This window comes from Phenylobacterium sp., from assembly GCF_004799515.1.
Taxonomy (GTDB): Bacteria; Pseudomonadota; Alphaproteobacteria; order Caulobacterales; family Caulobacteraceae; genus Phenylobacterium.
Genome location: NZ_SSMX01000047.1, coordinates 100,918 through 115,250, shown reverse-complemented (window position 1 = coordinate 115,250; position 14,333 = coordinate 100,918). Strand labels below are relative to the sequence as shown.

12 protein-coding genes are annotated in these 14,333 nt (G+C 70.3%); 2 read left to right on the top strand and 10 right to left on the bottom strand.

Annotated features, from left to right (window positions below; translation table 11 throughout):
- Positions 1 to 51: 51 nt before the first annotated feature.
- Positions 52 to 864, top strand: a complete 813-nt coding sequence (locus tag E8A49_RS19025; RefSeq protein WP_293385287.1) for an SDR family oxidoreductase — start codon at positions 52 to 54, stop codon at positions 862 to 864.
- A gap of 4 nt (positions 865 to 868) precedes the next feature.
- Here E8A49_RS19025 and E8A49_RS19020 read toward each other — a convergent pair whose 3' ends face one another.
- From E8A49_RS19020 to E8A49_RS19000, 5 genes are all read right to left on the bottom strand, one after another.
- A complete protein-coding gene (locus E8A49_RS19020) occupies positions 869 to 4,210 on the bottom strand; it encodes a carboxyl transferase domain-containing protein (RefSeq protein WP_293385284.1) in 3,342 nt (1,113 codons plus the stop codon).
- Between the two features lie 63 nt (positions 4,211 to 4,273).
- The gene (locus E8A49_RS19015) at positions 4,274 to 5,650 is read right to left on the bottom strand and encodes a PAS domain-containing protein (RefSeq protein WP_293385281.1); all 1,377 of its coding nucleotides are present in this window, start codon (positions 5,648 to 5,650) and stop codon (positions 4,274 to 4,276) included.
- Between the two features lie 120 nt (positions 5,651 to 5,770).
- Entirely contained in the window at positions 5,771 to 6,472 is a 702-nt protein-coding gene (locus E8A49_RS19010) for a TPM domain-containing protein (protein ID WP_293385278.1), read from the bottom strand.
- Positions 6,472 to 7,290 (bottom strand): YgcG family protein, encoded by an 819-nt coding sequence (locus E8A49_RS19005; protein ID WP_293385275.1) that lies wholly within the window; start codon positions 7,288 to 7,290, stop codon positions 6,472 to 6,474. The genes E8A49_RS19010 and E8A49_RS19005 overlap by 1 nt, the downstream gene beginning before the upstream one ends.
- The gene (locus tag E8A49_RS19000) at positions 7,290 to 7,985 is read right to left on the bottom strand and encodes a LemA family protein (protein ID WP_293385272.1); all 696 of its coding nucleotides are present in this window, start codon (positions 7,983 to 7,985) and stop codon (positions 7,290 to 7,292) included. The genes E8A49_RS19005 and E8A49_RS19000 overlap by 1 nt, the downstream gene beginning before the upstream one ends.
- A gap of 152 nt (positions 7,986 to 8,137) precedes the next feature.
- On the opposite strand from E8A49_RS19000, the gene E8A49_RS18995 reads away from it, so the two are divergent.
- The gene (locus tag E8A49_RS18995; RefSeq protein WP_293385269.1) at positions 8,138 to 8,905 is read left to right on the top strand and encodes a bifunctional 2-polyprenyl-6-hydroxyphenol methylase/3-demethylubiquinol 3-O-methyltransferase UbiG; all 768 of its coding nucleotides are present in this window, start codon (positions 8,138 to 8,140) and stop codon (positions 8,903 to 8,905) included.
- On the opposite strand, the gene E8A49_RS18990 is transcribed toward E8A49_RS18995, so the two are convergent.
- The 5 genes from E8A49_RS18990 to E8A49_RS18970 all read right to left on the bottom strand — a co-directional run bounded on the left by E8A49_RS18990 (position 8,902) and on the right by E8A49_RS18970 (position 14,186).
- Positions 8,902 to 9,474, bottom strand: coding sequence for an SRPBCC domain-containing protein (locus E8A49_RS18990; protein WP_293385266.1), 573 nt, complete (start codon positions 9,472 to 9,474; stop codon positions 8,902 to 8,904). The genes E8A49_RS18995 and E8A49_RS18990 overlap by 4 nt on opposite strands.
- A gap of 26 nt (positions 9,475 to 9,500) precedes the next feature.
- On the bottom strand, positions 9,501 to 10,100 hold the full coding sequence (locus tag E8A49_RS18985) for a TetR/AcrR family transcriptional regulator (protein ID WP_293385263.1): 600 nt from the start codon (positions 10,098 to 10,100) through the stop codon (positions 9,501 to 9,503).
- Positions 10,101 to 10,175: 75 nt separating this feature from the next.
- The gene (locus E8A49_RS18980; RefSeq protein WP_293385260.1) at positions 10,176 to 10,463 is read right to left on the bottom strand and encodes a hypothetical protein; all 288 of its coding nucleotides are present in this window, start codon (positions 10,461 to 10,463) and stop codon (positions 10,176 to 10,178) included.
- Between the two features lie 16 nt (positions 10,464 to 10,479).
- Positions 10,480 to 12,336 (bottom strand): ABC transporter ATP-binding protein, encoded by a 1,857-nt coding sequence (locus E8A49_RS18975; RefSeq protein ID WP_293385257.1) that lies wholly within the window; start codon positions 12,334 to 12,336, stop codon positions 10,480 to 10,482.
- Positions 12,333 to 14,186, bottom strand: a complete 1,854-nt coding sequence (locus E8A49_RS18970) for an ABC transporter ATP-binding protein (protein WP_293385254.1) — start codon at positions 14,184 to 14,186, stop codon at positions 12,333 to 12,335. Before E8A49_RS18970 ends, E8A49_RS18975 begins: the two co-directional genes overlap by 4 nt.
- Between the last annotated feature and the right edge of the window lie 147 nt (positions 14,187 to 14,333).

The following is a 14,333-nucleotide window of genomic DNA, read 5'->3' as shown; positions in this document are numbered from 1 at the left end:
GCCCATCCCGCGCCGAAGCTGGACCGGCCTGCCCTTTGAGAGAAGCCTTCCATGACCCAGACCATCTTCATCACCGGCGCCTCCACCGGCCTTGGCCGCGCGACCGCGATCCTGTTCGCCCAGAAGGGCTGGAAGGTGTTCGCCACCATGCGCAACCCTGACAGCGCGGGGGACCTCGGCCAGACGCCGGGCGTCACCCTGCTCCGCCTGGATGTCACCAAGCCGGACCAGATCGCCGAAGCGGCGAAAACGGCGCTGGCGGCCGGGCCGGTCGACGTCCTGTTCAACAACGCCGGCTATGGCCTGGCCGGACCGTTCGAGGGCGCCACCGACGCCCAGCTGACCGACGAGATCGACACCAACCTGCTGGGCGTGCTGCGCATCACCCAGGCCTTCCTGCCGGCCATGCGCGAGCGCGGGCAGGGGGCGATCCTGACCACCACCTCCATCGGCGGCCTGGTCACCTTTCCGTTCAACTCGGTCTACCACGCCACCAAATGGGCCCTGGAGGGCTGGAGCGAGAGCCTGGCCTATGAGCTGGAGCCGTTCGGCATCCGTGTACGGACCGTCGCGCCCGGCGGCATCGCCACCGACTTTGCCAGCCGCTCCCTCGTGCTGACCCAGCACCCGGCCTACGCCGAGCCGATGGGCAAGGTGTTCGCCGCCTTCACCAATCCCGAGCGCCGCGCCCACGGCTCGACGGCCGAGCAGATCGCCGAGGTGGTCTATGAGGCGGCGACCGACACGAGCGACCGGGTGACCTTCGTCGCCGGCGCCGACGCCAAGGCGACCTACGCCCAGCGGCTGCAGGTGGGGATCGACGCCTTCCGCACCGGCATCCGGGCGATGTTCCTGGGCGGCTAGGGCCTCACCAGCTGTCGACCCACTTCAGCTTCTTCTCCGTACGCGGCAGGACGGGCGGCAGGGCCTTCAGGCCGGCGACGATCCAGCGGCGGGTGTCGGCCGGGTCGATCACGTCGTCCAGGGCCGGGCCTGTCGCCTGGCTCAGGGCCTTGCCGCGGGCGTAGGCGGCGGCGACCATCTCGTCGAACTTGGCCTTGCGGGCGGCCGGGTCCTCGATGGCGGCCAGCTCGTTGCGGTAGCCCAGCTTCACCGAGCCCTCCAGGCCCATGCCGCCGAACTCGCCGGTGGGCCAGGCGACGCAGAACATCGCCGCCTGGTAGCTGCCGCCGGTCATGGCGATGGCGCCCAGGCCATAGGACTTGCGCAGGATCACCGAGAAGATCGGCACACTGAGGTTCGCGCCGATCACGAACAGGCGCGAGCAGTGGCGGATCAGGCCGGTCTTCTCCGCCTCCGGCCCCACCATGTTGCCCGGCGTGTCGGAGAGCGACAGCACGGGGATGTCGAAGGCCTCGCAGAGCTGCAGGAACCGCGCGGCCTTGTCGGAGGCGTCGCTGTCGATCGCGCCGCCGATGTGCATCGGGTTGTTGGCGAAGACCCCCATGGGCCGGCCTTCGACCCGGATGAAGGCGGTGACCATGGCCAGGCCGAACTTGGGGCGCAGCTCCAGGACGCTGCCTTCGTCGGCGATCAGTTCGATGACCTTGCGGATGTCGTAGACCCGCAGGCGGTTCTCCGGGATCGACCGGCGCAGCAGGCGCTGGTCCGCGCACGTCCAGTCGGCGGTCGGGCCTTGGAAGTAGGCGAGGTATGTCTTGGCGACCTGCACCGCCTCGGCCTCGTCCTCCACCAGGATGTCGATGGTGCCGTTGGCCTGCATGACCTTGATCGGGCCGATCTCCTCGGGCCGGAAGACGCCCAGGCCGCCGCCCTCCACCATGGCCGGACCGCCCATGCCGAGCGCCGAATCCTTGGTGGCGATGATCACGTCGCAGCAGCCGAGGATGGCGGCGTTGCCGGCGAAGCAGCGGCCGGAATTCACTCCCACCAGCGGCACGGTCCCGGAGAGCTTGCCCCAGAACTCGAAGCCGCGGGTGAAGCCGCCGCCCTCGGTGTCGCCCGGCCGCCCGCCGCCGCCCTCGGTGAAGAACACCGTCGGCGTCTTCCAGCGGTGGATCAGCTCGCTCATCCGGTCGAGCTTCCAGTGGTTGTTCGACCCCTGGGTGCCGGCCAGCACGGTGTAGTCGTAGGACAACACCGCCGTGCGCGCCCGGTCCTCCGGGAAGCGGTCGCCGTTCACGGACGCCCAGCCCATTATCATGCCGTCAGCCTGGGTGGTCCTGACCAGTTCGTCCAGGGAATGGCGGCGGCGGCGCGCGGCCACCACCAGCGGGCCGTACTCGACGAAGCTGCCGGGATCGACCAGGTCCTCGACGTTCTCGCGGGCCGTGCGCTGGCCGGTCTTGCGCCGGCGCGCCACGGCATCCGGCCGTGCCGCGTCGAGGGTGAGTTCGTGGCGGGCCATCACCTCGGCGAGGTCCGGGCGGATGAAGTCGAGGTCGATCTCTTCGTCCCCCGCGTGGGCGCCGCCGGCCACCTCGGCCTCCTCGACGAAGGCTAGCGGATGACCCTCGAACACCGTCTCGCCAGCGGCGACCGTCACCTGGCGCACGACGCCGGAGACTTCGGCTGAGATCACGTGCTCCATCTTCATGGCTTCCATGATCATCAGCGCCTGGCCGGCGCGGACCTCGTCGCCGGAGGCCACGGAGATGGAGATCACGGTGCCCTGCAACGGCGCGCGCAGGGCTTTGGTCCCCTCCGGCCCCTCGGGCTCCGACTCCTCCGTCGGCTGCTCGATGTCCTGCTTGCCGAGCGCCAGCACCGCGAGGGGATCGACCGCGTCGATCTGATAGCCCACCCGTTGCGGCGCGGCGGCCTTGGCCATAGCTTCGAAATAGAGCTTGGGATGGGCTTCGAGAGGGCCGGCCAGTTCGGCCATGTGCGCCTCGATGAAGCGGGTGTGGACCTCGCCCGCCGCCACCTCCGGCCGCGCCAGGAGGTGCTGCAGGAAGCCGATGTTGCTGGCCGAGCCCTCGATGCGGAATTCGCTCAAGGCGCGGTAGGCCTTGGCGACGGCGCGCTCCAGCCCGCCTGCGCCAGCGTGGACGATCAGCTTGGCGAGCAGGCTATCGAAACGGGCGCTGGTGCGGTAGCCGGCGTAGCCGAAGCCGTCGACCCGCACGCCCGGCCCCGAGGGCGGCTCGAAGGCGGTGAGCGTCCCGCCCGCTGGCCGGGCGGAGCCGTCGGCCGCCATGGTCTCCAGATTGACCCGGACCTGCACCGCATGGCCGCGCGGCGCGGGGACCTGCGCCTGCGTCAGGGCAAGGTCCGCCAACGAACGGCCGTCGGCGATCTGCAACTGCAGGCGCACGAGATCGAGGCCGGTCACCTCCTCGGTGACGGTGTGCTCCACCTGCAGGCGCGCGTTGCCCTCGATGAAGACGAAGTCCTCTCCGTCCACCAGGAACTCCATGGTCCCCAGGCTGCGGTAGCCGGCGGCCTCGCCCAGGCGTACGGCCGCGGCGAACAGCCGTTCACGCAGCGCCATGGGCAGGACATCGGCCGGGGCGATCTCCACCAGCTTCTGCCGCTGGCGCTGGAGGCTGCATTCGCGGTCCCAGAGGTGGCTGACCGCGACGCCGTCACCGATGACCTGCACCTCGATATGACGGGCGTGCGGCAGGAAGCGCTCCACATAGAGGTCACCATTGCCGAAGGCGGCCTTGGCCTCCGAGGCGCAGCGTTCGAAGGCGGCCTCCAGATCGTCCGCCGACGTCACCGGCCGCATGCCGCGCCCGCCGCCGCCGGCGACGGCCTTGACCATCACGGCGCCCTGGCCCGGGCCGCCGAAGAACGCCCGCGCCGCGTCCAACGTGGTCGGTCCGTCCGTACCCGCCAGCACCGGCGCGCCGCACTGTTGGGCGAGCGTCCGGGCGCGGCCCTTGTCGCCGAACAGCTCCAGGGTCTCCGGCGAGGGCCCCACGAAGATCAGGCCGGCCTCGGCGCAGGCCCGCGCGAAGGCCGCGTTCTCCGACAGGAAGCCATAACCCGGATGCACCGCGTCGCAACCCGCCGCCCGCGCAGCGGCCACCACCTGGGCGATGTCGAGATAGGCCGCGGGGCCGGAGCCCTTCAGACCTACCGCCGCGTCGGCCTTGCGGGTGTGCAGCGAGGCCGCGTCGTCCTCGGAGAACACCGCCACCGTGGCGATCCCCATCTCCGCGGCGGTGCGCGCGATCCGGACGGCGATCTCGCCGCGGTTGGCGATCAGGAGCTTCTGCACGTGCCGGCCATCCCCGCATTCGAACGAGCGGTCTGGCGCCGCCTCGAGCGCCATTGTGCCGGTCTAGCGAACGGTTGGGAACTCCACCCGCGCCTGGAAGCCGCTCGCATCGAAGGCGAAGCTCACCTGGCCGCCCTGCGGACGCAGCACCTGTTCCAGGAGGCGGGTGCCGAAGCCCGGCTTGATCTCGGCGGGCGGCGGGGGGCCGCCGGTCTCGCGCCAGGAGAAGGCCGCCTGGCCGTCGGCGGAAGGCAGGGGCGAGAGCGCCACCCGCCCGCCCGCCGCCGACAGGGCGCCGTACTTCACCGCATTGGTGGCCATCTCGTGCAGCAGGAGGCCCATGCCCACCGCCATCTCGCCGCGGATGACGATCCCGCCGATGGCGGGGTTGACGTCGACGCGGCCGCGGCCAAAGGGCGCGAGCGCCTTGGCGATCACGTCGGAGAGCGCCACCGGCCCGCCGCCGACGGCGGTGACCAGGTCCTGCGAGGCCGCCATGGCCTGCAGGCGCGACATGATCTGCTCCTCGAAGCTCTCGACGCTCGCCGCATTGCGCGCGGTCTGGCTGACGATGGCCATCAGGACCGCGATGCCGTTCTTCGAGCGGTGGGCCAGCTCCCCCATCAGCAGCGCCCGGCGCTCCTCGGCGGCCTTGCGTTCGGTGATGTCGAGGGAGGTGCCAACCACCAGCCCCGCCTCGCCGCTGGCGTCGGGGCTGACGCGGCCGTGCACCAGGAGCCAGCGCACCTCGCCGTCGGTGCGGACGATGCGGTGCTCGATGGCGTAGTCGCCGCCCTGCGGCCGGTCGCGGACGGCCAGGAAGGAGCTGCGCACGTTCTCGACGTCGTCGGGGTGCACCATGCGCAGATAGCGCCCGATGGTGATCTCTTCGTCGGCGCCCAGGCCATAGAGGGTCTTGTTGCGCTCCGACCAGCTGACCTTGCTGGCCGCGATGTCCCACTCCCAGAAGCCGAGGCCGGCGGCCTCCACGGCCACCTCCAGGCGGCGGCGCTGCTCCAGGAGCTCGGCGGCCAGGTCGCGGCGCTCGGTGACATCGATCTGCAGGCCGTCCCAGAGGACGCCGCCGTCCGGCTGTTGGCGGGGCAGGGCCGCGAAGCGCCGCCAGCGGACCCGGTCGTCGGCGCCGCGCATGGCCACCTCGACGTCCAGCGCCGTCAGCCCCTGGCGCGCCTCGGCCTCCGCCGCGTCGAAGACCGTGCGGTGGTCGGGCAGGATGCGGTCGAAGACCAGGGATGCGTCGGTCATGGCGGCCTCGCCGCTGATCCCGTTGACGCTCAGGCAGCGCGGGCCGGCGAACACGAACCGGCGCGTTCCGTCAGGCCTGCACTCCAGGACGAAGGCCATGCCCAGGGCTGTCGCGTCGGCTGCCGACCGGACGATGGGGTCGTAGCCGCCCAATTCTTCGACCGAGGCGCTCACCGGCTTGAAGCTTCCCGCCCAACCGGGCCGCAATCTGTCGCGGCCTTACCGCAGCGGCAATACCAGAAGAACTAAGGTTAAGCCGCGCACAGTGTTGTGCGGCCGATCGCCCCAACGCCTTCAGGGTCTTGGCAGCACGACCACCGCGTCTGGCAGTTGATTGGACCTGTCGTTCGGGTCGGCTGGGAATTTCTCGGCCAGCACATCGCCGCACAGCCGCACGCAGGTCTCGAAGCCCTGCTCCACCTGGCCGGTCTTCAGGCCCTGGGTGAGCGCCGCCATGGCCTGGTCCCAGACGTGCGGGCCCACGTGGTCGTGGATGCCCTCGTCGGCGATCAACTCGGCCATCCGTTCGCCCAGCGAGACGAAGATCAGCACGCCGGTGCGCTCGCGGGTGGCGTGCAGGTTCTTGGCCAGGAACTGCTCGGCGGCGCGGCGCTGGACGCGCAGGCGCTTCAGGCTGCGCGGCGTGAGGAACATCCGGACCGGCGGGATCGAGGCGATCAGCGCGGTGAGCACGAACAGCACCGCCTGGGCCGCCACCGCGCCCAGGAGGGCGCGGCGCACGGCCTGCTCTATGGCCTGGCCGACGTCGCTGGCGCTCCAGCTCGAGAAGACGTCGGGGATGGTCACATGCACGCCCGCCAGCAGCAGCAGGGCCGGCCCCAGCAGCGCCACGCCCGCGCCCCAGGCGATGGCGGTCTCGCCGTAGTGCGAGCTCTCCTCGGTGACGATGCAGTAGATCTCGCCGGTGGTGCGGGCCTCCGCGGCGGTCACCGCGGCCTCGATGGCGGCCAGGTCTGAGGGACTGAGCGCTTTCATCACCAGCTCCCCGACGAACCGCCGCCGCCGAACGAGCCGCCGCCGCCGGAGAAGCCGCCGCCGCCTCCGCCGCCCCAACCGCCGCCGCCGCCCCAGCCGCCGCCGCGGCCCAAGAACATGAAGGGCAACCACCATAGGCCGCCCAGGCCGCGGCCGCCGCTGCGCAGGAGGCCGGAGATCACCCAGAAGAGGATGAAGATGATGACGATGACCGGGATGTGCGGGCCGACGCCGCCGCGCTCATGGACCGCGACCGGCGGGCGCGCGGCGGCCTGGGCGACATTGGCCTTGGCCTGGTCGTCGGGCAGGGAAAGCTGGGCGATCAGCGCCTCCGCGCCGTCCACCACGCCCTGCTCCATATGGCCCTGCTTGAACTGTGGCAGGACCTTGCGCTGCAGGATGACGCTGGTCAGCGCGTCGGTGAGCACCGGCTCCAGGCCATAGCCCACCTCGATGCGCACCTTGTGCTCGCTGGGGGCGACCAGCAGGATCGCCCCGTCGTTGACGCCCTTGCGGCCCAGCTGCCAGGCGCGCCCGAGCTGGTAGCCGTAGTCCTCGATCTCGAAACCCTGCAGGTCCGTCACCGTGGCCACGACGACCTGGTGGCCAGTCTGCTGCTCGAGAGCCGCGAGTTCGGTGTCCAGCTTCTGCGCCGCCTGCGGCGACAGCATGTGGGCATCGTCCACCACCCGGCCGGTCAGCGCCGGGAACTTCGGCGTCGCCGCCACGGCTGCGCCCACAAAGGCGAAGGCCATCAGCAGCGTGGCGAGGACGACGCGCAGCCCCGCCAAGGGCCGCCGCGCCGTGAGCGCGCCCACTACTTGCTCGCCGGCGGCGGCGGGCTGCCGGGGGCGGCGCCGGGCGGCAGGGCGGCAGGCGCGGCCGTGCCAGAGGGCGCGGGCGGCGGGGTCGTGTCGAAGCTGACGGTCGGCGCGCTCTGGGCCGAGGCGCTGGCGGTGAACAGCTGCATCGGCTTGGCGTCGGCGTGCAGCGACTTCGCCCAGAGCACCTGCGGGAAGGTCACCAGGGTGGTATTGTAGGTCTGGACGGCCTGGTTGTAGTCGCGCCGGGCGATGGCGATCCGGTTCTCGGTGCCCTCGAGCTGGCTCTGCAGGGCCATGAAGTTCTCGTTCGACTTCAGGTCCGGGTACTTCTCCTGGATCATCATCAGCCGGCCCAGCACGCCGCTGAGCTTGTCCTGCGCCTGCTGGTAGGCCTGAAACTGGGCGGGGTTGGTGATGGTCGAGGCGTCGACCTTGACCTGGGTCGCGGACGCGCGGGCCTCGGTCACTTCCACCAGCGTGCTCTTCTCCTGGGCGGCATAGCCCTTCACCGTGTTCACCAGGTTGGGGATCAGGTCGCTACGGCGCTGGTACTGGTTCTGCACCTCCGCCCAGGCCGACTGGGCGGCGATCTGCTGGGTCGGGATGGCGTTGTAGCCGCAGCCGGCGAGGATCAGGGGCGCGATCAGCAACAGGGCGGCGCGCGCGAGGCGGGTCGAAAGTCGGGTCACTTTGGGTCTAGGCTCCCCCGGAAGCTCAGTGCGAGCTTGCTCATACGCCGATATTTGGCCCTAGCGTTGATCCGGCGCAACGATGTCGGGCATGACACTTCCGTAACCGATCCTCGCCCCGACAGCCAGGACGCGACAACCAGGGACCGCCGATGGCGCCGACGCGCCCCTACTACGCCGACAAGGGCCTGAGCGCGGCCTTCTACGACACGGTCACCGCCGCCGACGCCCGGCTGGCCGGCGACCTCGACATCTATCTGCGCCTGGTCCCCGAGGGCGGGACGGTGCTGGAGCTGGGCGTCGGCACCGGACGGCTGGCCTTCGCCATGGCCGAGCAGGGCCTCTACGTGGTGGGCGTCGACATCGCCCCGGCCATGCTGGCCCAGGCGGCCGTGCGCCAGGCGGAGGTCCATCCGGAGGTCGCCCGGCGTGTGGAGCTGAAGCGCGGCGACATGACCGCGATCGAGCTGAAGCGCGCCTTCGACCTGGTGATCTGCCCCTACTTCACCCTGGCGCACATGCCGCGCGGCATGGCCTGGAAGAACACCTTCGCCACGGCGGCGCGGCACCTGAAGTCCGGCGGGCTGGCCGCCTTCCATTTGCCGCTGCCGGAGATCATGCGCCTGCCCGGGCCGGCCGAGCCGGACCAGCCCGTGCTGGACCAGCCCGCGCCCAGCGGCGGGCGCCTGCGGCTCTATGTGCGCGAGCGGGCGTTCCGCGGGGACGTCGGCCGCCTCGACCAGGTGATCGAATACATCGAGCTGGACGCCCGCGGCGAGGTGCTGCGCCGCTCCGCCGAGCGGCTCACCTACTACCATACCGACCCGGTCCCGCTGGCGGCCTCGGCCGGCCTGACCCTCGAGCGCCAGCCGATCCCGCTGGGCGGGGTCGGCGAGATCTATGTGTTCATCAAGGCTTAGCGGCCCTCGCAGAAGGCCTTCAGGTCGGCGAGGTATTCCGGATTGTGGCCCTTGAAGAAGCCGTAGAGGGCGTCGAAGTCCGCGCCCGGGCCATAGCCGGCCTGGGTCAGGCTGACCTCGGTGGCGCCGTCCGGCCGCGGGGTCAGTTCCATGACCACGGCCAGCTTCGGATAGGCCGCGCCGCCCGGCACGCCGGGGTTGGAGCGGTTGCGGAAGGCGATCATCCGGCCGGGAACATAAGCCGTGATCTCCTGGGTCAGGTTGCCCGGATCGCCCGGCTGGCCCTTGGGATCGAAGGCCACCTCCACCGTCCCGCCAACGCGGAAGTCGATGAAGCTCTTCGGCGAGACCCAGGCCCGGTAGGTCGCCTGGTCGGTGAGCGCCTTCCAGACCTTGGCGGCCGGGGCGTGGATGATGACGGTGTCCTGCAGGACGCGCGCGCCGGAGGCCTCGACGCTGGAGGTGTCGCGCACGGCGGCGAGGTCGGCCTTGCTCCCGTCGGCGTGGGCCGCGCCGGCTATGAGCGCCAGGGTGGCGGCCAGCGCCACTGGTCCGTTCACAGGTGACATGTCTGAAGCTCCCCCTTTGTCGTTGCTCAGGCCGCCGCCCGGGCGCGCTCGGCCAGCAGGTCGAGGTGCTGGCGCAGCTGGCCGATGTTGCGGTCGAAATAGGCGATGTCACGGTGGGTGCGCGCCTGCATGACGCCGCCTTCCATGGTGGTGAGGATGAACTCGGCGAGCGCCGCGATGTCGGTCCCGGGCGGCAGCCGCGCTGAGCCGGCCTGAAGGCAGCCGCCGATGGCCTTGGTCCATTCGGTGAAGTTCTGCGCCAGGAGCGCGCGCACCGGCGGGTCGGGTTCATGCAATTCCAGCGCCAGGCTGCCGATCGGGCAGCCGTAGAGGCATTCGCTTTCCAGGAGCGCCAGGCGGTAGCGGGCCAGGAGGGCGAAGATCCGCTCGATGGGGTCCTCGACGCCCTGCCAGGCGGGTTCCAGCAGCATCCGGTGGATGCCGTCGCGGTAGAGCTCCAGCACGCCGACCAGCACGTCCTGCTTGCCGGGGAAGAAGTGATAGAGGCTGCCCGAATTGGCCTGGCTGCGGCTCAGGATGTCGGAGATCGAGGTCGAGCCGTAGCCCTTCTCCGCGAACAGCTCCATGGCGGCGAGCAGGATGCGCAGGCGGGTGTCTATTGGCATTGACGCCTCTTGGTTGATCGATCCATCAAGTCGCAAGTTGAACGATCGGTCAAGTGGCGGCCCGTCGTGATGCGCCTAGGGCCGGCTCTTCCACCGGGCGAAGGCGAAGAAGACGGCGAGCTCAGCGATCAGCAGGGCGAAGCGGGCCGCCAGTGGCAGATGCAGGCCGCTCAAGCCCGCGTCGGCGCGGAGTTGGACGATCCAGGCGGCGCTCTGTGAGGACTTGGCGGCGACCGGGTCCCCGAGCAGGGTCATGGTCGTCGCGGCGATCGCAACAAAGATCAGGAGCGCGATCAGCCCCTTGGCGTTCGCCGGGTTGTAGCCGTAGCCCACCATCTTGGGCCGGAACCAGGGATCGCTCATCGTCTCGCCCTTTCGTTCAAGTCCGCGTCGCGAACTCCGCGTCGCCGGTAGCCGCCACCGCCTCATCGTCGAAGCTGGCGTGGGCGGAGGTGTAGAGGTGGCGGTAGAGGCCGTCCGTGGCCATCAGCTCGTCATGGCTGCCCTGCTCAAGGATGCGGCCGGCCTGCAGGACGACGATGCGGTCGGCGTCGCGGATGGTGGCCAGGCGGTGGGCGATGACCATGCAGGTGCGTCCGGCGAACAGCACCTTCAGCGCCTTCTGGATCGCCTGCTCAGTGAAGCTGTCGATATTGGCGGTGGCCTCGTCGAGGATCAGCACCTGCGGGTCGGCCACCAGGGCGCGGGCGAAGGAGATCAGCTGCCGCTGGCCCATGGAGAGGTTGCGCCCGCGCTGGCCGAGCGGGGTCTGATAGCCCTCCGGCAGGCGCATGATGAAGTCGTGGGCGCTCACGGCTCTCGCGGCGGCCACGATGGTCTCCAGGCTGGCGCCCTCGGTGTTGTAACGGATGTTCTCCTCGATGGTGCCGGTGAACAGGAAAGGCTCCTGCAGCACCATGCCGATGGTGCGGCCGAGGCTGTCCAGGCTGACGTCGCGCACGTCGACGCCGCCCACCAGCACCTGGCCCTGGTCCACGTCGTAGAAGCGGTGGGTCAGCGAGATGATCGAGGTCTTGCCCGATCCCGTCGGCCCGACCAGGGCCACCACCTCGCGCGGCCGCACCTGGAAGGAGACGTCGTGCAGGATCGGCCGCGCCGGGTCGTAGCCGAAGGTCACATGGCGGAACTCGACGGTGGGCGCCTCGACCGCCAGGACCCGCGCGTCCGGCCGGTCGGCGATGGTCACCGGAACGTCCAGCACCTCGAAGATGCGGTGCGCCGCGGCCATGGCCCGCTGCATGATGGTGTACTGCATGCTCAGCATGCGGACGGGATCGAAGAACTTCTGCACATAGAAGACGAAGGCCACCATCACGCCGACGCTCAAATGCGAGTTCAGCACCTCCGAGCCGCCGACCACCACGACGATGCCCAGCGCCACGCCGGTCAGGATGTCTACGGTCGGGATCATGATCTGGCTGATCCAGGCGGCGTGCGCCTGGGCGCGGAAGTTCTCCTGCGCCTTCTCGGCGTAGAGCTGGAAGTTCAGCGCCTCGCGCCGGGTCTCCTGCACGGTGCGCACACCGTTGATGTTCTCGGCGAGGGCGGAATTCGCCGTCGAGGAGGCGTCCCGGGCCAGGCGGAAAGCCACCTTGGAATAGGGCAGCCAGATCGCCCGCAGGCCGATCAGCGCCGGCAGGACGGTGAGGGTGAGCAGGCCCAGCTTCACGTCGATGGCGACCAGGATCACCGCGATCCCGATCAACTGCACGAAGTCGCCGACCGCGCCGGTGGTGTTCTCCAGGAACTCCTGCAGGGAGTTCACATCGCCCTGCAGGCGGCTCATCAGCCGGCCCACGTGGGTCTTGTCCATGAACGACAGGCTGATGTCCTGGAAGTGGGCGAACATGTGCCGGCGCACATCGAAGATCACCCGGTTGGCCAGCCGCTGCGACAGCCACTCCTCCAGGAAGAACATGGCCGCGAAGGCCGCCGCGGCGACGGCGAAGGCAGCGAGCGCCAGATGGAAGCGCCCGACGTCGTGGGCGATGACGCTCTGGGTCACCCAGCCGATCACCAGGGGCATGGAAAGCTGCCCCGCCGCCGAGAACAGCACCGCGACCTGGGCGATGATGAAGCTGCGGCGGTGCGGCTTCAGATAGGCCAGGAACCGCCGCGCGACCCGTGGATCGAAGGCGCCGAAGACGTCGTCGCCCTCCGGCGAGCCCAGGGACGCGCGCGGCGCGCGCTTCGGCGCGGCGGCGGCCTCGCTCACGCCGCGTCCTCCAGGTCAGAACCCATGCGGCTCTGCAGCTCGAAGAGGTCGGCGTAGACACCGCCCCGGGCGACCAGCTCGTCATGGGTTCCGCGCTCGACGATGCGGCCCTCGTCCAGCAGCAGGATCTCGTCGGCGTGCATCAGGGACGATAGGCGGTGGGCGATGATCACCGTGGCCTTGGCCGCGGTCGCCTGGGCCAGCGCCTCGCGCACCTTGCGCTCGGTCACCGCGTCGATGGCGGCGGTGGAATCGTCGAAGACCATGACGCCCGGGCCCGGCACCACGCCGCGCGCGATGCTCATCCGCTGGCGCTGGCCGCCGGAAAGCGCCACGCCGCGCTCCCCGACCCGGGTCTCATAGGCGCCCGGCAGGCCGGCGATATGGTCGTGGATCTGCGCGGTCCTGGCCGCGCCCTCGATGCGGGCGTCCTCCGCCCATGGATCGGCGTAGGCGACGTTGTGGCCCACCGAGGCGTCGAACAGGAAGGCTTCCTGCTGCACCAGGCCCACATATTCGCGCAACGAGGCCAGCGTCACCTCGCGGATGTCGGTCCCGTCGATGGTGATCCGGCCGCCGCTGACGTCGTAGAAGCGCGGGATCAGGTTGGCGATGGTCGACTTGCCCGAGCCCGGCGGCCCGACGATGCCGAGAGTCTTGCCCGCGCCCACCTCGAAGCTGATGTCGCTCAGGACCTGCCGGCCGGCCGGGTCGTAGCGGAAATCCACATGCTCGAACCGCAGGGTCCCTTCCGTGGGCCGGAGCGGCTCGGCGTTGGGGGCGTCGGCCACCTCCGGCTGCAGGTCGAGGATCTCGAACAGCCGGCCGCCTGAGGAGGTGGCGCGGGCCATGGAGTTGAAGATGATGGCGATCTGCCGGATCGGGCCCAGCAAGAGCATCATATAGGCCACGAACTCGGTGAGGCGACCGGGCGTCATCTGGCCGGCCAGCACCTTGGTCCCGCCATACCAGAGCAGCAGGCCCAGCGAGATGTAGAAGCTCACCTGCATGCCCAGCACGCCCGCGAACCGCAGGGTGATGCGCCGGTACTGGAAGGTCAGCACCGCGTTGGCGGCGGCGTCGTACTTGCCGAGCTCGAAGGCGCGGCCGGCGAAGGCGCGCACCACGCGGATACCCTGCAGGTTCTCCTCCATGGCCAGCGTCAGCGCCGACATCAGCTGCTGCACCCGCAGCCAGGTGACCCGCAGGCGGAAGCCCATCCGGCCGAGCGAGGCGCCGGCGAAGGGGATGAAGCCCAGGCCGATCAGGGTCATCACCGGGTCCAGCGCCAGCATCCGCCAGGCGACGAAGGCGGCCAGCAGCACCAGGGACACCGCCGGGAAGATCGCCCCGTTGATCAGCGCCCGCGCGCCCTCCAGGTCGAGCATGCCGCGGGTGATCAGGTCGCCGGAATGGATGCGGTCGTGGAAGCCGAAGGACAGCCGCTGGAGCTGCTGGAAGAAGGCCGTGCGCAGGTCCAGCGCCACCCGCTGGCTGAGGTATTCGCTCTGGTAGCCCGAAGCCAGGGTCAGGACGCCGCGCAGGCTGGTGGCCGCCAGGATCAGGAACGCGTTGCGCATCAGGAGCGCCTTGACCGCGGCCGCGTCGCCCGGATGGACGGCCGAGGTCATCATCCTGTGGGCCGCGTCGATGGAGCCGCCGATCAGCTGCGGCGCCATCAGGCTGGCCAGGGCCGCCAGCAGGGACGTCACGAAGGTCAGCGCCATGCGCCACGGATAGCGCAGCGCCAGCCGGGCGATGCGCGACAGCACCGCCGGCATCGCCGACACGTCGACCGTCGGAGCCGACGACGGTCCCGCGCCCCGCCCGATGGGGGGCTTCTCGCTCATCCCAGGTTTTCCAATTGCTGCGCCCCTATTTTGGGCGCCCGCCGCGCCGACGCCAAGGCGTTTTCGGCGCCTTCGTGTCGCAAGTCCGTCAAACGTGACAGAGGCGGTGTCGCCTTCGAAATCGCGCCGCAGCGAAGCTCGGCTCCA